Origin of the sequence: Streptomyces xanthii (assembly GCF_014621695.1) — a bacterium.
Lineage (GTDB): Bacteria > Actinomycetota > Actinomycetes > Streptomycetales > Streptomycetaceae > Streptomyces > Streptomyces xanthii.
Window position 1 is genome coordinate 3,426,854 of sequence record NZ_CP061281.1, and the last position, 15,859, is coordinate 3,442,712.

The 15,859-nt window shown below is 74.9% G+C and carries 18 protein-coding genes; 9 read left to right on the forward strand and 9 right to left on the reverse strand.

The features are described from left to right. Window positions 1–62: 62 nt before the first annotated feature. The 8 genes from IAG42_RS15470 to IAG42_RS15505 all read right to left on the reverse strand — a co-directional run bounded on the left by IAG42_RS15470 (window position 63) and on the right by IAG42_RS15505 (window position 9,760). Complete coding sequence (locus tag IAG42_RS15470) at window positions 63–1,172, reverse strand: GNAT family N-acetyltransferase (protein ID WP_188337578.1); 1,110 nt, start codon at window positions 1,170–1,172, stop codon at window positions 63–65. Continuing rightward, entirely contained in the window at window positions 1,172–1,825 is a 654-nt protein-coding gene (locus tag IAG42_RS15475) for a YveK family protein (RefSeq protein ID WP_188337579.1), read from the reverse strand. The genes IAG42_RS15470 and IAG42_RS15475 overlap by 1 nt, the downstream gene beginning before the upstream one ends. Beyond that, window positions 1,822–2,970 carry a glycosyltransferase gene (locus IAG42_RS15480; protein WP_188337580.1) on the reverse strand — a complete coding sequence of 383 codons (1,149 nt, stop codon included), beginning with the start codon at window positions 2,968–2,970 and terminating at the stop codon, window positions 1,822–1,824. The genes IAG42_RS15475 and IAG42_RS15480 overlap by 4 nt, the downstream gene beginning before the upstream one ends. Next, window positions 2,967–3,764, reverse strand: coding sequence for a polysaccharide deacetylase family protein (locus tag IAG42_RS15485; protein ID WP_188337581.1), 798 nt, complete (start codon window positions 3,762–3,764; stop codon window positions 2,967–2,969). The genes IAG42_RS15480 and IAG42_RS15485 overlap by 4 nt, the downstream gene beginning before the upstream one ends. After that, a complete protein-coding gene (murJ, locus tag IAG42_RS15490; protein WP_188337582.1) occupies window positions 3,754–5,409 on the reverse strand; it encodes a murein biosynthesis integral membrane protein MurJ in 1,656 nt (551 codons plus the stop codon). The genes IAG42_RS15485 and murJ overlap by 11 nt, the downstream gene beginning before the upstream one ends. Continuing rightward, the gene (locus IAG42_RS15495; RefSeq protein ID WP_394811218.1) at window positions 5,406–6,965 is read right to left on the reverse strand and encodes an O-antigen ligase family protein; all 1,560 of its coding nucleotides are present in this window, start codon (window positions 6,963–6,965) and stop codon (window positions 5,406–5,408) included. Before IAG42_RS15495 ends, murJ begins: the two co-directional genes overlap by 4 nt. A gap of 4 nt (window positions 6,966–6,969) precedes the next feature. Then, window positions 6,970–8,433: an exopolysaccharide biosynthesis polyprenyl glycosylphosphotransferase gene (locus IAG42_RS15500; protein ID WP_188337583.1), complete on the reverse strand. Its 1,464-nt coding sequence runs from the start codon at window positions 8,431–8,433 to the stop codon at window positions 6,970–6,972. Window positions 8,434–8,557: 124 nt separating this feature from the next. Then, window positions 8,558–9,760 (reverse strand): glycosyltransferase family 4 protein, encoded by a 1,203-nt coding sequence (locus IAG42_RS15505; protein WP_188337584.1) that lies wholly within the window; start codon window positions 9,758–9,760, stop codon window positions 8,558–8,560. A gap of 338 nt (window positions 9,761–10,098) precedes the next feature. Between IAG42_RS15505 and IAG42_RS15510 the strand changes: the two genes are divergently transcribed. From IAG42_RS15510 to IAG42_RS15550, 9 genes are all read left to right on the forward strand, one after another. Then, window positions 10,099–10,338 (forward strand): chaplin, encoded by a 240-nt coding sequence (locus IAG42_RS15510; protein ID WP_188337585.1) that lies wholly within the window; start codon window positions 10,099–10,101, stop codon window positions 10,336–10,338. 178 nt (window positions 10,339–10,516) lie between these two features. Then, a complete protein-coding gene (locus tag IAG42_RS15515) occupies window positions 10,517–11,218 on the forward strand; it encodes a hypothetical protein (protein WP_188337586.1) in 702 nt (233 codons plus the stop codon). 130 nt (window positions 11,219–11,348) lie between these two features. Beyond that, window positions 11,349–11,630, forward strand: a complete 282-nt coding sequence (locus IAG42_RS15520) for a hypothetical protein (protein WP_188341406.1) — start codon at window positions 11,349–11,351, stop codon at window positions 11,628–11,630. Between the two features lie 101 nt (window positions 11,631–11,731). Further along, window positions 11,732–11,971, forward strand: a complete 240-nt coding sequence (locus IAG42_RS15525) for a chaplin (RefSeq protein ID WP_188337587.1) — start codon at window positions 11,732–11,734, stop codon at window positions 11,969–11,971. 202 nt (window positions 11,972–12,173) lie between these two features. Then, window positions 12,174–12,671 carry a DUF5949 family protein gene (locus tag IAG42_RS15530; protein WP_188337588.1) on the forward strand — a complete coding sequence of 166 codons (498 nt, stop codon included), beginning with the start codon at window positions 12,174–12,176 and terminating at the stop codon, window positions 12,669–12,671. A gap of 101 nt (window positions 12,672–12,772) precedes the next feature. Further along, the gene (locus IAG42_RS15535) at window positions 12,773–13,327 is read left to right on the forward strand and encodes a vitamin K epoxide reductase family protein (protein ID WP_223206406.1); all 555 of its coding nucleotides are present in this window, start codon (window positions 12,773–12,775) and stop codon (window positions 13,325–13,327) included. A gap of 61 nt (window positions 13,328–13,388) precedes the next feature. Then, window positions 13,389–13,910 (forward strand): hypothetical protein, encoded by a 522-nt coding sequence (locus IAG42_RS15540; RefSeq protein WP_188337589.1) that lies wholly within the window; start codon window positions 13,389–13,391, stop codon window positions 13,908–13,910. 122 nt (window positions 13,911–14,032) lie between these two features. Continuing rightward, window positions 14,033–14,476: a tyrosinase cofactor gene (locus IAG42_RS15545; protein WP_223206018.1), complete on the forward strand. Its 444-nt coding sequence runs from the start codon at window positions 14,033–14,035 to the stop codon at window positions 14,474–14,476. A 6-nt stretch (window positions 14,477–14,482) separates the two neighbouring features. Beyond that, entirely contained in the window at window positions 14,483–15,352 is an 870-nt protein-coding gene (locus IAG42_RS15550) for a tyrosinase family protein (RefSeq protein ID WP_188337590.1), read from the forward strand. A gap of 71 nt (window positions 15,353–15,423) precedes the next feature. On the opposite strand, the gene IAG42_RS15555 is transcribed toward IAG42_RS15550, so the two are convergent. Beyond that, complete coding sequence (locus tag IAG42_RS15555) at window positions 15,424–15,741, reverse strand: chaplin (protein WP_188337591.1); 318 nt, start codon at window positions 15,739–15,741, stop codon at window positions 15,424–15,426. Window positions 15,742–15,859: the final 118 nt, after the last annotated feature.

Below are 15,859 nucleotides of genomic sequence, written 5' to 3' on the forward strand. Positions count from 1 at the left end.
CGACAACGCCGCAGATGCGCGTGCCACGCCCCGCGAGCCCAGCCGGATCCGAAAGAAAGGCCCTAGTCCGCGCGCTGTTCCCGGTCACCGGCCCGCCGCTGCCGCCAGGCACGGCGGGCCGCGCCGGCTGTGGAGCGGGCGCGGTCCTCGGCGAGCAGGACGGCGAGCTGCGGGGCGCTGGTGCGGCGGGCGAGCAGCAGGCGCTGGTTGACGGAGGGTTCGGGCCGCCAGTGGAGTTTGTACGGCTCGGTGCCGCGCAGCAGGCTCAGGACGCCGGGCGGGGCGCCGTCCTGGAGGTGCTCGGTGCAGGAGCGCAGCAGCATCGTGGCGACGTCGATCTTGCGTTCGCGCAGGCCGGGGTGGGCGCCGTAGAGGTAGCCGCCGGCCAGGCGCGGGGAGCGCAGGGTCAGGTCGGCGGCGACGACCTCGCCGTCGAGGGTGAACTCGGTGACGTGCGCGTCCCCGCTCTGCGCCATGAGCGTCACCGAGCGGACGAGGTGGTCGGCGAAGCGGGGCCGCAGGTGCTCGGTGGTCACCTTGCGCTGCTGCCACTGGAGGCGGTGCAGGTCGAGGAGGCGGCGGACCGATCCGGCGACCTCGTGCGGGGCGACGACCCGGCGTTCGACACCGGCCGCGTCGAGCTTGCGGAGCTTGGCGCGGGCGCGCTGGGCGCGGGGCCGGGGCAGCCGGCCGACCAGGTCGTCCATCGGCAGTGCGGGCAGGTCGAGGCAGGGCGAGTCGTCGAGGCGGCGGCGGGGGCCGGGCCAGCGCTCGTAGAGGGTCTCGGCGGCGGCGCCGGGGCGCACCTCGCGCAGGTCGACCGCGCTGGTCGCGGCGAGTTTCCACAGGGCGGCGGCGAGGTCGTCGAGGGCCTCGGGGCAGCTCGCGTCGGCGAGCACGTCGCCGTAGTCGGAGAGGGCGGCGCCGAGGGTGGTCAGGACGGGGGCCGGGCGCAGCCTGCGCAGCAGCGGCGCGGCGGCGACGAGGCGCCCTTCGCGGCGGACGAGGACGACGCGCAGGGCCCCCCGGCGGCCGTAGGAGAGCCACCAGGAGTGGAGCCAGGCGTGGGTCTGGAAGGGGGTGGCGGCCGGGGAGGCGCGGTGCAGGCGGGTCCATTCCTCGCGCAGGGCGCCGAACGCCTCGCCGCTCGTGCACAGGGTGACGTCCGCCATCAGGCGCCGCCCCGCACCGCCGCGCCGGCCGCGGGTGCCGGGGACGGGACCGTGGCGGCCGCGGGCTGTTCCTGCTCGCGGCGCGGGCGCAGCAGCAGGGCGAGGCCGCCGAGGAGGCCGCCGGCGCAGGTGCCGACGAGGGCGGTCAGGGCGGCGGACGGGGTGGAGGGTTCGGTGGGCTTCACGGCGCGGGTGAAGCGCAGGAGTTCGACGTGGGTGTCGTCCTTGGTGTGGGAGGCCTCGGTGGTCAGGGCGCGGGCGACCGCGTTGGCCATCTCCATCGCCTTGGCGGGGTCGGCGGAGGTCGCCGAGATGGACACCATGGGGGCGTCGGGCGAGGTCTCGGCACGCACGCTGGAGCGCAGCGTCGCGACCGGCACCCCGGCGGCGACCTGGGCGTCGCTGAGCACGGCCACCTGGGTGGCGACCTTTCCGTAGGCCTGGGCGAAGCCGACGGCGGACATCGGGTCGGCCTTCTCGGTCGGCACCGCGATGACGTAGCCGGTCGCCGTGTACTGGGGGGTGACGGCGAGGCCGTAGCCGCCGCCGGCGAGGGCGCCGAGGAGGATCCCGGCGGGCAGCGGCCACCAGCGCGGCACGGAGCGGGTGCGGCGGGCGGCGCGGTGGAACGGGGTGCGCGCGGTGTCGGTCATCGGGTGTTCACTCCTGGGGTGGGGGCGGCGCCCAGAGCGGCCTCGTAGACCCCGAGGTGGCGGGCGGCGCTGCGGGCGATGCTGTAGTGGAGGGCGGCCCGGGCGGGGGTGCGGGGGGCCGGCGGGCGGGTGCGGGCCGTCTCGGTCTCCCGGGCGAACGAGGCCGCCTCGCACGGGACACGGACGGTGTCGCCCGGCCGCCGGGCGCCGGGCAGGTCGTCGAGGGCCGGGCAGTGGACGTGGACGACGGGAAGGCCGGAGGCCTGGGCCTCGACGACGGCCAGGCCGAACGCCTCGTCGGTGGACGGGGAGGCGAGCAGGTCCATGGCGGAGAACAGGGCGGGCAGGTCGGGGCCGGCCGCGGCGGTGCGCGCGGTGTGCGGGCGTTCGCCGGTGAACACGACGCGGTCGCGGACCCCGGCGGCCCGCGCCGCCGCTTCGAGGGCGGTCTCCTCCGGTCCGGTTCCGACGAGCAACAGGCGTACGTCGTCCGGTAGTTGCGCAAGTGCTTCGATGAGTACGCCGAAGCGTTTACCGGGGACGAGGCGGCCGACGCCGCCGATGACGAAGGCGTCCGGCGGGAGGCCGTAGCGGGCGCGGGTCGTGGCGCGGGCTCCGGCGTCGAAGGCGAAGCGGTCCACGTCGACGCCGTTGGGGACGACGTGCACGCGGTGCGGGGCGACGCCCCAGCGGTGCAGCCGGCCCGCGACGGCCGGGGACACGGCGATGGTGGCGCGGCCGAGCCGCTCCCCCGCCAGGTACAGGGCGCGCACCCCCTGGGTGAGGGGGCGCCCCTCGATCTGGGTGTCGCCGAGGGAGTGTTCGGTGGCGACGATGCCGGGGACCCCGGCGAGCCGGGCGGCGATGCGGCCGTAGAGGCAGGCCCGGTAGAGGTGGGTGTGGACGATGTCGTAGCGGCCGGTGCGCACGAGGCGGGTGAGGCGGGGCAGGGCGCCGAGGTCGCGGTTGCCGGCCATGCGGAGGTCGGCGACGCGGACGCCGTCCTGGCGCAGGCCGTCGGCGACCTGGCCGGGGTTGGTGAGCGTGACGACGTCGTGGGTGCCGGGCAGATGGCGCAGCAGGAGGCGCAGTTGCTGTTCGGCGCCGCCCGCGCCGAGTCCGGTGATGACGTGCAGGGCCCTCATCGGCCGGCCTCCCCGTGCAGGGCTTCTCCGGTGGGCCAGGGGCGGCGGCGGATGGGGTGGACGCAGCGCTTGAGTTCGAGCCGCCAGGGTGTGTCGCGTTCGCCGACGAAGACGCGGGGTAGGGCGAACTGGCCGGTGAGCGGGCCGGGCGAGATGGCGCAGGCGTAGCGGTAGCCGGCGGTGCGGACGGCGTCGGCGGTGGCCCGGTCGACGCTGCCGTACGGGTAGCAGAAGCCGTGCACGCGGCGCCCGGTGAGCTCTTCGAGGAGGGCGTGGCTCTCCTCGATCTCGGCGCGGCGCCGCTCGGGGTCGAGGCGGGTGAGGTCGACGTGGGTGAGGCCGTGCGAGCCGATCTCCATGCCGGCGGCTGCGACGGCCCGGATGCCCTGCGCGGTGAGCAGGGGCTTGCGGGGGCCGTCGGCGTCCCAGGCGTTGTCGCCGCCGAGCCGGCCGGGCAGGACGAAGACGGTGGCGGCGCAGTCGTAGTGGCGCAGCAGGGGCAGGGCGTTCTCGGCGAAGTCGCCGTAGCCGTCGTCGAAGGTGAGGCCGACGAGTCCGCGTCCGGTGCCGCGGCGGCGGGCGTCGAGGAGCTGGCCGACGGTGACGCCGCGCAGGCCGCGGGAGCGCAGCCAGCGCAGTTGCTGCTTGAGGCGGGCGGGGGTGACGGTCACGTTGTAGGGGTCGTCGGCGCAGTCGTCCACCGAGTGGTACATCACCACCCAGGGCGAGCGTCCCGGCAGCAGGTCGCGCGGCCGGGACCGCGCCGGTTGCCGGAGCACGGTGTCAGCGGGCATGGCGGAGCTTTCTGGTCGCGGTGCGGACGGCGGGCGCGAAGGCCCTCACGTGCAGGGCCCACAGGAGGAGGCAGAAGACGGCGCAGCTCGCGAGGGCGCCGGCGGCGAGGGAGGCGACGGGGGCGGTGAAACGGTCCGCGCTCAGCAGCCCGGCCCCGGTGGCGGCGACGGCGGCGAGCACCGTCTTGCCGAGCTCGCGCAGCACGAGGGGCAGGCGTACGGGGATGCTGCGGCGGTCCATCGCGGTGAGCAGCAGGACGGCGGTGAAGGTGATGCCGAAGGCGTTGGCCGCGGCGATGCCGCCGACGCCCCAGGCGCCGACGGCCCAGGTGCCGGCGCCGGCGGTGAGGACCATGCCGGCGGCCATCGCGGCGACGGGGTACCAGGTGGCGCGGCCCGCGGAGAAGTAGGAGCGGACGAGGGCGCCGACCAGGCAGTGGCCGAGCAGGCCGAGCGAGTAGACGCGCATGACGGCCGCGGTCGTGGCGGTGTCCTCGGCGGTGAACGCACCGCGCTGGAAGAGGACTTCGACGATCTGCGGGGCGCACGCGAAGACGACGGCGGTGCCGAGCAGCACGATGCAGGCGGCGAGCGCGATGTCCCGCTCGACGCGGTCGCGGGCCCGCTCGGTGTCGCCGCGCGCGAGGGCCTTCGCGACGACGGGGAAGGTGACGGTGCACAGCATCAGCGACAGCACCATCGGCAACTGGGCGATCTTCTGGGCGTAGTTGAGGTGCGAGATGGCGCCGGAGGGCAGTTCGGAGGCGAGGAAGCGTTCGATGAAGACCTGCGCCTGGCGGCACAGCGCGAACAGGAGCACGGTGGCGACCAGCGCGAGGTCCATGGGCCGGGCCCCGGACTCTTTGGGGGCCCGTTCGCCCGTGTCGCCCGTGTCGGTCGCGACGGCGAGGCGGCGGCGCAGGGCGGGGGCCTGGACGAGGACCATGAGGCAGCCGCCGACCGCGACACCGGCCGCGGCGGCCCGGACGCCCCAGCGGTCGGCGAGGACGAACAGGGTGACGATGATGCCCGTGTTGTACGCGACATAGATCGCGGCGGGAGCGAGATAGCTGCTGTGGGCGCGCAGCGCGGCGCTGCAGTACCCGGTGAGTCCGAAGGTGAGGGCGCAGGTCGCGGTGAGCCGGGTGCAGTCGACGGCGAGCCGGGGGTCGGGCAGGCCGGGCGCGAGCAGCGCCACGATCTGCGGGGCGGCCGCGACGAGCAGCACGGACGCGGCGACGAAGGCGAGCGCGAGCCGGGGCAGCGAGCCCGCCACGAGGGCGCGTACGGGGTCGGGGGCGCCCGGCGCGGTGCGGGCGCGGGCGGCGATCGCGGCGCTGAAGGCGGGCACCAGCATGAAGGCGAGGCCGTCCTCGATGAGGAGGGTCGAGGCGACCTCGGGGACGGTCCAGGCGACGAGGAACGCGTCGGTCTCGCTGCCCGCGCCGAAGAGATGGGCGAGGGCCTGGTCGCGGCCGAGCCCGAGGATCGACCCGGCGGCGGAGAGCACGGCGGTCAGGAGGGCGGCGCGGGCGAGGAACGAGTTCGAGGCGCGGTGGCCGTCGGGGGCGTCGCGGCCGGGCTGGGCCGGGACCTTCGCGAGGGTGTCGTCGCCGGCCGGGGTCATCGGCTCCACGGGCTTCATGCGCGGGCCGCCGTCCCGCGGTCGGCGAGCGCCCACCAGGCGGCCAGGCCGAACACGACGGCGGTCAGCACCGTGGAGGGGCCGCCGATGTCCGCGTACGCGAAGTCGATGAGCTGCCAGACGAGGAGCCCGCAGGCGGCGAGGGCGCAGTCGAGACCGCCGGGGCCTGGGGCCTGTGCCGAAAGTGGCGTCGTCCGCCCGGAGGGCGGGCCGGGCGGCGTCTGGTGCGTGCTCTCGGCGTGCCGGGTGCAGACCCTCGTACCGGATGTACTCGGGTCTACGCCCGGTGCGGCGAGTGGGGGTACCTCCCACGCCCTTGAGGCAGTGGGGGAGCGTGCCAGGCGTCGACCGGCAGACGCCCCTTTCGGCACAGGCCCCAGGCGGACGGCGGGCAGCCGGCGCAGTCCGAGGACGAGCAGCGCGGCCCAGCCGCCGGTGATCGCGCACAGGCCGAGCAGGCCCTGCTCGCTGAGGACGAGCAGGTACATGTTGTGCGGGGAGAGCAGCGGCTGGCGGCGGTAGGACTGGCCGGCGCCCGCGACGTCACTGCCGGAGGACAGGGCGAGGGAGGCGTGGCTGTCGCGGTACGCGGGGAAGTTCTTGAGCCCGACGCCGGTGGCGGGGTGCTCCTGCCACATGTCGATCGCGGCGGCCCACATCGTGTACCGGTCGGTGACGGACTGGTCGGGCGCGGCGGTGACCTGGGTGATGCTGCTGAGCCGCTCCTGGAGCATGTCCGTGCCGACGCCGAGGCCGCCGACGAGCACGACGCCGAGGGCGACGGCGGCGGTGAACAGGCGGGCGGCGCGGCGCAGTCCGGTGACCGCGATCTGCGCGGTGACGACGACGGCGGTGGCGATCCAGGCGCCGCGGCTGAAGGACAGGGCGAGCGGCACGACGAGCACGGCCGCGCAGACGAGCGCGCCGAGCCGTTCGCGCGGGGCGCGGCCGCCGAGGGCGAGGGCGACGGAGCAGAGGAGGCCGTAGGCGACGACGGTCGACATGCCCATCACGTCGGTGGCGCCGAAGGTGCCGACGGCCCGCACGTCCTCGCCCGCGTACGAGGCGCCGGTCCCGGTGAGGTACTGGTGCACGCCGATGCCGCCCTGCCACAGGGCGAGGGCGACGAGCCCCCACGCGACGCGCCGGAAGTCGTCGCGGTCGCGGATCGCGAGCAGCACGGCGGCGGGGACGAGGACGAGGATCTGGTAGTACCGGGCGATCCCCACCAGCGCGTCGTCCGCCGAGCCCGCGCCGAGGGCGGCGATCGCGACGCCGACGACGGGCAGGGCGAGCACGAGGAGCGCGGTGCGGGTGAGGGGGCGCTGCCGGGTGCGCACGGCCCGCACGGCGCAGAAGAGGACGAGGAGCCCGGAGACGGCGTCGGCGGGGGTGCCGCCCCCGCTTTCCTGGGCGCCGCCCGTGTCGAGGGGCAGGCCCAGCATCGCGATCAGGAGCAGCACCGGCAGGACGGGACCGGCCCGGCGCACCGCCGCGAGGAGGGCCCGGGCCGGGTCGGGCCGGGGTGCGGCGAGGGCGGCGGGCAGGACTGTCACCGGGTCAGCTCCCTGTGGGGCGGACGAACTCGGCGGCCGTGCGCAGCAGGATGGTGATGTCCCGCCACAGCGACCACTGGTCGATGTAGGCGTTGTCGAAGCGGCAGCGGTCCTCGATGGAGGTGTCGCCGCGCAGTCCGTTGATCTGGGCGAGTCCGGTGATGCCGGTCGGGACGCGGTGGCGGTCGCCGTAGCCGGGGTGGGTCTCGCCGAACTTCATGACGAAGTAGGGGCGTTCGGGCCGCGGGCCGACGAGGCTCATGTCGCCGCGGAAGACGTTCCACAGCTGGAGCAGCTCGTCGATCGAGGTGCGGCGCAGGAAGCGGCAGAAGCGGGACATGCGCCGGTCGTCGGCGACGCTCCAGCGGGTCGCGGACTCCAGCGCGTCGGCGGGCCGGATCGTGCGGAACTTCAGCAGGGTGAAGGGCCGCCCGTCCTTGCCGATCCGCTCCTGCCGGAACACGACGCCGGGCCCCTCGCACAGCCGCAGCCACAGCGCACAGCTCAGCAGCAGGGGCGAGAGCAGCACGAGCAGCACCGCGGAGACGCTCACGTCGAGGGCGCGCTTGCCGGGGTGCACGGGCAGGAAGGGCCCGGCGAGGGGCCGGCAGCGGAACCCGGCGAGGCCGTCCTCGCCCCGGGCGCGCAGCGGCACGTACGGGGTGGGGTCGGGGTCCAGTTCCCAGATCTCACAGCGCAGTTCGGACAGGCAGTGCAGGCGGGCGCGGTGCTCGGGGGCGCCGGAGCCGCCGAGGACGAGGGCGCGCCGCACGCCGTTCTGGATGACGGCGCGGCGCACGTCGCCGGGGGTGGTGAGCACGGGCAGCTCGGGCAGGTCGCCGTCCTCGCGCTCGGCGTCGTCGGCCGGGTCGCCGACGACGCCGACGGGCCGTACGCCGCTGCGGGGGTGGCGCTGGAGCGCGGCGGCGACGCGGCGGGCCTGCGCCTCGGGCCCCACGAGGAGGGTGCTGACGGGGCGGCGGACGAGAGCGAGGCGGCGGCGCCGGTGCACGAGGGCCCGCCCGGCGAGGGCGAGGCCGACCTGGACGGCGCAGCCGGTGGCGAGGGCGGTGGGCCCGAGCGGGGTCCGGCCCGGCAGGGTGGCGAGCGCGGCGGCGAGGACGCACCAGGCGAGGATGCCGCGCCCGGCGACGGCGGGCAGGTCGTCGAGCATGTACGGCTCGGGTCTGTACCGGTACAGGCCGGCGGTGGCGTGCAGCACGAGGACGAGGACGACGAACGCGGCGAGGACCAGCGGCCCGCGCTGCGCCTCGGTGAGGGCGAGGGTGGCGAGCAGGGCCGCGATCTCGTCGGAGGCGACGAGGACCGCGCGGGAGGGCCGGTCGCGGGGGCGGCCGCCGTCGCGGGCGAGCGCGGCGGCGCCGCCGGCGGCGCGCGGGGCGACGACGGTGCCGGAGAAGCCTCCCAGCGGGCCGGCCGAGGGGGCGGCGGTGCGTTCCGGGGTCACGTCGCGATCGGCTCTCTCTGCTCGGTGGCCTCCCGCCCGGGGCCTGTCCGGAGTTCCCCGTCGTCCGCGCGGAGCGCGGGCGCGGCGGCGGTCGGTGCGTGCGATCGGTGTGCGGGAGAACGGGTCATGTGGCGGAGCCGCCTGTCCCGGCCTCCCGTGCGTCGAGCGGGCGTGCCGGACGTCGGGGCGCGGACGGGGAGCTGCGGACCGGCTCCAGGAGGTCGCGGTAGACGTCGGCGACGGCCTCCGCGGTGTGCCGGACGTCGTGGTGCTCGCGGACGTGGCGGTGGGCGCTCGCGCCGAGGGCGGCGAGCTTCCCGGGGTCGGCGAGCAGCCGGGCCAGGGCGCGGGCCAGGGCCTCGGGCCGCCCGGGCGGGACCAGGCAGCCGGCGGCGCGGCCCGGCGGCAGGCTCTCGCGGGCCCCGTCGACGTCGGTGAGCAGCACGGGGCTTCCGCAGGCCATGGCCTCGAGGGGAGCGAGCGCCATGCCTTCCCAGCGGGAGGGCAGGACGACGAGGTCCGCGGCCCGGTACCAGGCGGCCGGGTCGGCGACGGCGCCGGCGAAGGTGACGCCGGGCGAGGCGGCGGCGCGCAGCCGGGCGGCGTCGGGCCCGTCGCCGACGAGGACGAGGCGGGCCCCGGGCACCTGCCGGCCCACCTCGTGCCAGGCCTTGACGAGGACGTCCTGGCCCTTCTGCCGGCACAGCCGTCCGACGCAGACGACGAGCGGCCCGTCGCCCTCGGGGAGGCCCTCGGGCGGGGGCTCGGTTCCGGTACCGGGGTGGAAGAGGCCGAGGTCGACCCCGTTGGGCACCAGGCTGACGGGCCCGCGCACCCCGCGCCGGCGCCCGTGGTCGCGTTCGGCGCGGCTGACGCAGATCAGCCGGGTGGTCCAACGGGCCCCGAACCGCTCCCAGTTCAGGGCGAGCCGCGCCGCGGGCCCGCCGACGGCCTCGAAGGACCAGGCGTGCGGCTGGAAGACGGTGGGGACGCGGCCGCGCACGGCGAGCCGGGTGACCAGGCCCGCCTTGGCGCTGTGCGCGTGGATCAGGTCGGGTGCCGTACGGGTGACCAACTCGCCGAGGCGGCGCACCTCGTCGCGCACGCCCCGGGCCGGGGAGCGTTGGGCCGCCCAGTCCAGGACCTCGCACCCCGCGGCGTCGAGCAGCGCGGGCAGGGCGCCGGCGGGCGGGCAGGCGACCGCCACCCGCATCCCCGCGGCCCGCTGCAGACGTACGAGATCGGCGACCACGCGGGCCACGCCGCCGTCGACCGGCTGCGTCACGTGGAGGACACGCGGCGGCAGGGATGCGGGCGTCACATGCATCGCCTCTTCCTTGTCCGCGGACGATCAGGAATGACTGAAAGACCGACACCGCGACACCGGGCGAGAAATCAGAAATTCATACTTGTCCGTCGACCCGGTGCCGCATTCCACCCTTTAGGGGTCGCCAACAGTAACGTCAGGAAAGCGACTTTCACTTGATACACGAGGTGTGTTGGAGTTGTGAAATTCCCGCTCCGCGAGCGTCGCATTCACGTGCGGGTGTTCAAGCGACGCACGGTCATTCACCCGTTCGGAGCCGCAACTCTTGGCGCGCCCGCCCGTTGCACCACGCGTCAGGCGCCAGCCCTGACCGAGCAGAACGATCAAGGAGCAGTTTCATGTCGCGTACCGCGAAGGCAGTCGTCTTCTCCGCAGTGGCCGCCGCCGCGATGGCCGGCAGCGCCGGTGTCGCCTCCGCCGACGCCGGGGCGCACGGTGCCGCCGTCGGTTCCCCCGGCGTGCTCTCCGGCAACCTCGTGCAGGTCCCGGTCCACGTGCCGGTCAACGTCTGCGGCAACACCGTCGACGTCATCGGTCTGCTGAACCCGACCTTCGGCAACACCTGCGTCAACAACTGACGCCGCAGCACGACTCTTCCGCAGCCGCCCCCTTCCCTCGCCGGGAGGGGGCGGCTGTTTCCGTTCCGGAGTCACTTCCGAGGCCGCGTTACCCGTTTGGCGGCGGGGCGCTTGCGGCGCGTCGCGCGGGATTCCACGGTGAAGTCTGCATCACCGAAAACCCTCGGAAGGTTCCATCATGTCCGCTTTTCCCGTACGGCCGCTCGCCGGCTCCCTCCTCTGCGCCACTCTCCTGATAGGCGCGGCGGCCCCCGCCATCGCCGCGGGCTCCGCCCATGAGCCGACCAGCCGCACGGACGTGTCGTCCGCCCCGGTCCCGGGCGCCGACGCCCTGCTCGCCCAGACCAAGACCCTGCACGACGTCGGCGGCGTCCTGACGCCGGTCACCGACCTCCTCGACGCCGTCCTCAAGGCCGACGGCGGCAAGCTGTCCGCCGAGGACGTCACCAAGCACGCCGACGCGGTGAAGTCCGCGATCGACGCGGCGAAGGCCGCGGCCCCCGCGGTGCCGAACGCCCCGGCCGCCGGCGCCCCGCGCGCCGCCCAGGCCCCGCTCGACGTGAAGGGCGACGCCCTCACCGCGCTCCAGTCCGCCGTGGACGCCCTGCTGAAGGCGGCCGCCGCGGGTGACGCCGCGACCGTCGCCACCCAGGCCCCGGTCGTCCTCACCAACCTCGTCAACGTGGTCGCGGCCACGCTGCTGAGCGGCGGTCTGCCCGCGCCGAACCTGCCGGGCCTGCCCGCGCTGCCGCAGCTGCCGACGTCGAGCCTGCCGTCGACGTCCACGCTGCCCTCGACGTCCACGCTCCCGTCGACGTCGACCTTGCCGACGTCCTCGCTGCCCGCGGCGCCCGCGCTGCCCTCGACCCCGCTCACGTAGCGACGGCCGGCCCCGGAGGGCCCGCCGGACGGTTCGACCGTCCGGCGGGCCCTCCGTCGTGCGTTTCCGCAGCCGGGACCGCTCGTTGGACAGGCCGCACTCCCCCACCCCCGTGACGAAAGTGACGATGATGAAGGTTCTGAAGGCCGCCGCCGTTGTCGCCGGCTCCCTGACGCTGGCCGGCGCCGCCGCTCCCGCCTTTGCCGCCGACGCCACCCCCGCGATGCCGCCCATGAGCCTGAACGGCGCGGTGAACGAGATCACCAGTCAGCCCACGCTCGACGTCGAGCCGGTGAACACCAACCTGCTGGACCCGAAGCGCCAGGACAACGCGATCGGCACCGTCACGACCGCCGCCCAGGCCCTCAATTCCGGCGGCGGACTCCTCGGCGGCGTCCCGGTCGGCAAGTAGCCGCCCGAGCCGTCCCCTTTACGGCGGTGTGTCCTTACCAGGTTTCGGACGATCTCGCCCCATACGATCCAAATCCTCTCCCTGTCACGAAAGGTTCTCCCATGAGCACTTCGAAGAAGGCCGCCTTCGTCCTCGCCGCCGCCGGCATCGCCGCGGGTGCCGCGTCGGGTGCCGCGTTCGCCGACTCGGGCGCCGAGGGCGTCGCCGCCCACTCCCCGGGCGTCCTGTCGGGCAACCTGGTCCAGGTCCCCGTCCACGTCCCGGTCAACGTCTGCGGCAACACGGTCAACGGCATCGCGGGCCTCAACCCGGCGTTCGGCAACACCTGCGTCAACAACTGACGCCGACGTCACGCCTCGAAGGCCGGCTCCGGGAACGCTCCCGGCGCCGGCCTTCGGCATTTCCCGTCCCGCATTCCCTCCCATTTACCGGAACTCTCCTGTACGCACTCGTGTTTGACGCCTTATCGAAAGAGTGGGAGGCGTTCGGCCGATGGGGTGATGCGCGCCGGGGAAACCCGAATGCGATGGCTAGTCTTCTTCGGTGACTTCGACGTCGAGTATTGAGACCACTTTCCGGCCCGGCGATCTGGGCACCCTGGCCGTCATCGCGTGGAGCGGTGAACACGACGACGGGCAGGGCGACATGCCCTTCCTGCTCGCGTACTCGCTGGGCGACTCCCCCGCCGGCCCGGCCGGCTCGGAGGCCGCCGTGCGCGCGCTGCTCGGCAACAACGGGTTGAGCATCGGCACCGCCGTCCACGACGGCTCCCGGCACCCGAGCTTCCCGGTGTCGCTGCTCGTCGAGGCGGGCCAGGCCGTCGTCACCATGCCGTGGCTGAACGCCCAGTGCCCCGTGCCGCCGGAGTGGATCGCGGCGTCCGAGGCCCGCGGCAGCGCCTACTTCCTGTTCACCGCGCGCCCCTGGTCCGCCGCGCCCGGACAGGCCGTGGACGAGCAGGAGCTGAGGCAGTTCGCCGGCGCCGAGGAGACCCTCACCGCCGCCGCGCACTGCCTGCTGCCGATCCGCCGGCTGCGGTGAGCACCGGACTGCACCGGTCGACGGCGCGGATCGGCCCCCAGGCGGGCCCCTCCGTCCCGGCCGGAGCCGACGCGCCCGCGGGCCGCGCCGCGAGCCGGCCGCTGGCCGCGCTGCTCGCCCTCACCGGCGTAGCGGGCCTGATCGCGTCCTGGGTCATCACCCTCGACGAGTTCGCGCTGCTGAAGGACCCGGACTTCACCCCGGGCTGCAGCCTCAACCCGGTGATCGCCTGCGGCAGCGTCATGAAGAGCGCGCAGGCCTCCGTGTTCGGCTTCCCGAACCCGATGCTCGGCCTCGTCACGTACGGGATCGTCGTCTGCGCCGGCATGAGCCTGCTCACCGGTGCGCGGATGCCCCGCTGGTACTGGCTGACCTTCAACGCGGGCTGTGCGTTCGGCGTCGGCTTCGTGACCTGGCTGCAGTTCCAGTCGCTCTACCGGATCAACGCGCTGTGTCTGTGGTGCTGCCTCGCCTGGGTCGCCACCATCCTCATGTTCTGGGCGGTGACCTCGTTCAACGTGCGGGGCGGCTTCCTGCCGGCCCCGCGCGGCGCACGGGTCCTCGTCGAGGAGTTCGGCTGGGTCATGCCCGTCCTGCACCTGGGCGCGGTCGGGATGCTGATCCTGACGCGCTGGTGGAGCTTCTGGACGGGCTGAGTCCGCTCGGCCGGACAGTCGGGGGACTCGCTGGGGGGATTCTCAAGGAGGTCGGAAAGACATGAGCTTCACCCGCTTGACCGTGCGCGGAACGCTGGCCGTGTTCGCGGGCTGCGTCGCGGCCGCCGCGGGCGGTGCGGCCCCGGCCGCGGCCGCGAGCGCGCCCTCCGTGCCCGTCGAGGTGCCGCTCGGCGGTGTCGAGGACGCGCTGCACGTGGACGCCCCGCACCTGAGCACCGCCGCTCCCCTGCCCATCCCCGGCGCGCCCGAGGGCCCGACGTACGACGAGCAGCACCTGCTCCCGCAGGGGATGCTGCCGCGCGTGCCGCTCGGCACCGAACTGCCCGCCACCGCCGCCGAACTGCCGGTGCCGCAGGTGCTGCCGACGGACACGGTGAAGCAGGTCGGGCTGCACACCGAGGCGTCCCCGGTGCACGCCGAGTCGCCCGGCGCCTCGGTGAACCCGCCGCTGACCGGGCCGCGCGCCGAGCGCCTCGGACTGCCGGACATGTCCGCCCCGCAGCTGGGCCTCGGCGTCCCGGACCTGCGCGCCCAGCCCGGCGCCGACCTCGGCCTCGGCTAGGCACCCCGTCATCGGTGGGCCGGGCGCCGCTCGCCGGCCGGCCCACCCGCCCCGTTCCGCGCGGCGAGCCCAGGACCCGTAGAAGAGAGGCGGCCGTGAATCCCGCTGCGCCCCTGACCGCTGTGCCCTCGACCGATGTGCCCCCGGCCGAGACCGTCACCGCGCCACCCGCGCCCGCCCCCGAGGCCGCCGGGCCGCGGCGGCGGCTGCTCACCCGCCGCAGTGCCGGGCTGATCCTGCTGGGCGGCGGCGCGACGGCCGCGGGCCTGTGGCAGATGGGCCGGGCGGGCACGGACACCGACGGGTCCGCGCGGGCGGCCGACGCCTTCGACGAGAGCTACCGGGGCCGCCGCATCCAGGGGGCCACGGGTCCGGGCGGCGCCTTCGAGGTGCGCGTCGACGGGCGGCCGCTGCATCTGATGCGGCGCGCCGACGGCTCGTACCTGAGCATGGTCGACCACTACACCTCGCACCCGACGGCCCGGGACGCGGCGCGCGGCGCCGTCGACGAGCTGGACGGCCAGACCCTGCGGGCGCACCCCATGTCCACCGAAGCGAAGGTGTGAGGGCCCGTGGCGTACACACGGCAGAACCAGCGGTCCCTGACGAAGGCGCAGAAGCGCCGCTTCGTGGACGCGGTGCTGGCCCTCAAGCGCAGGGGCCGCTACGACGACTTCGTGGCGATGCACATCGACTTCTACCGGGGCGACGGTGACGGCGGGCTGCGGGTCGCGCACATGACGCCGTCGTTCTTCCCCTGGCACCGCAAGTTCCTGCTGGAGTTCGAGCGGGCGCTGCAGCGGATCGACCCGGGGGTCTCGGTGCCGTACTGGGACTGGACGGCGGACCGTTCGCCCGCCTCCTCGCTGTGGGGCGAGGACTTCCTCGGCGGGAACGGGCGGCGCTCCGACCGGCGGGTGACGACCGGCCCGTTCGCACGGAGCACCGGGCACTGGACCGTCCGGGAGGCGGTGACCGAAGGCGACTTCCTGATGCGGGACTTCGGGCGGCCGCAGGCGCCGGTGTCGCTGCCGAGCGCGGCGCAGCTGGCGTCCGCGATGGACGAGAGCCGCTACGACGCGGACCCGTGGAACTCGGTGGCCTCGTCCGGCTTCCGCAACAAGCTGGAGGGCTGGCCGGTGCGGCGCGGCTCCGGCACCTGGTTCAACCACAACCTGGTGCACCGCTGGGTGGGCGGGCACATGCTCGGTGCAGGCTCGGTCAACGACCCGGTGTTCTGGCTGCACCACTCGTTCGTCGACCTGTGCTGGTCGCGCTGGCGGAAGAGGCACCCGGACGCCGAGCCTTACCTGCCGCGGCGGGCGCTGCCGGTCACCGACCGGCAGCACGACCGGGTGCTCTCGGCGGACGACGTGATGCCGCCGTGGGACACCCCGGTGCGGGACATGCTCGAGCACAGCCGGCTGTACCGCTACGCGTGACGGGTGACATGACAGAGCCCCCGGCTCCACCGTGCCGGGGGCTCTCGTCCGCTGGACGCGGGCGGGGTGCGTCAGCCGCCGTAACCGGCGTCCTCGTAGCCCGAGTCGCCGTAGCCGCCGCCGTTGCCGCCGTCGTCCATGCCGCCACCGCTGTTGTTGACGCAGGTGTTGCCGAACGCCGGGTTCAGGACACCGATGACGTTCACCGTGTTGCCGCAGGCGTTGATCGGGATGTGGACGGGGACCTGGACCAGGTTGCCCGACAGAACGCCCGGGGAACCGACGGCAGCGCCCTGGGCGCCGGCGTCGGCCGCGGCCAGTCCGGCGCCGCTGAGCACCACAGCACCCGTGCCGAGAGCGACAGCGGCTGCCTTCGCGATGCGAGACATCACGTACTCCTTCTGCTTGCCCGTGCGGCCGCGTGGTCGCAGCCGTCGCCTCTTCAACGGCGGAGCAACGGGCTCGTAACGGCTGATACTTGGATACTTCCGGAAAAGGGTAGGAATC

Excerpts from the sequence above, each read along its gene's own strand:
- IAG42_RS15510 (WP_188337585.1), top strand. The coding sequence starts at position 10,099 with ATGTCGCGTACCGCGAAGGCAGTCGTCTTCTCCGCAGTGGCCGCCGCC.
- IAG42_RS15520 (WP_188341406.1), top strand. The coding sequence starts at position 11,349 with ATGAAGGTTCTGAAGGCCGCCGCCGTTGTCGCCGGCTCCCTGACGCTG.
- IAG42_RS15480 (WP_188337580.1), bottom strand. The coding sequence starts at position 2,970 with ATGAGGGCCCTGCACGTCATCACCGGACTCGGCGCGGGCGGCGCCGAA.
- IAG42_RS15470 (WP_188337578.1), bottom strand. The coding sequence starts at position 1,172 with ATGGCGGACGTCACCCTGTGCACGAGCGGCGAGGCGTTCGGCGCCCTG.
- IAG42_RS15515 (WP_188337586.1), top strand. The coding sequence starts at position 10,517 with ATGTCCGCTTTTCCCGTACGGCCGCTCGCCGGCTCCCTCCTCTGCGCC.
- IAG42_RS15525 (WP_188337587.1), top strand. The coding sequence starts at position 11,732 with ATGAGCACTTCGAAGAAGGCCGCCTTCGTCCTCGCCGCCGCCGGCATC.
- IAG42_RS15505 (WP_188337584.1), bottom strand. The coding sequence starts at position 9,760 with ATGCATGTGACGCCCGCATCCCTGCCGCCGCGTGTCCTCCACGTGACG.
- IAG42_RS15485 (WP_188337581.1), bottom strand. The coding sequence starts at position 3,764 with ATGCCCGCTGACACCGTGCTCCGGCAACCGGCGCGGTCCCGGCCGCGC.
- IAG42_RS15540 (WP_188337589.1), top strand. The coding sequence starts at position 13,389 with ATGAGCTTCACCCGCTTGACCGTGCGCGGAACGCTGGCCGTGTTCGCG.
- IAG42_RS15475 (WP_188337579.1), bottom strand. The coding sequence starts at position 1,825 with ATGACCGACACCGCGCGCACCCCGTTCCACCGCGCCGCCCGCCGCACC.
- IAG42_RS15555 (WP_188337591.1), bottom strand. The coding sequence starts at position 15,741 with ATGTCTCGCATCGCGAAGGCAGCCGCTGTCGCTCTCGGCACGGGTGCT.
- murJ (WP_188337582.1), bottom strand. The coding sequence starts at position 5,409 with ATGAAGCCCGTGGAGCCGATGACCCCGGCCGGCGACGACACCCTCGCG.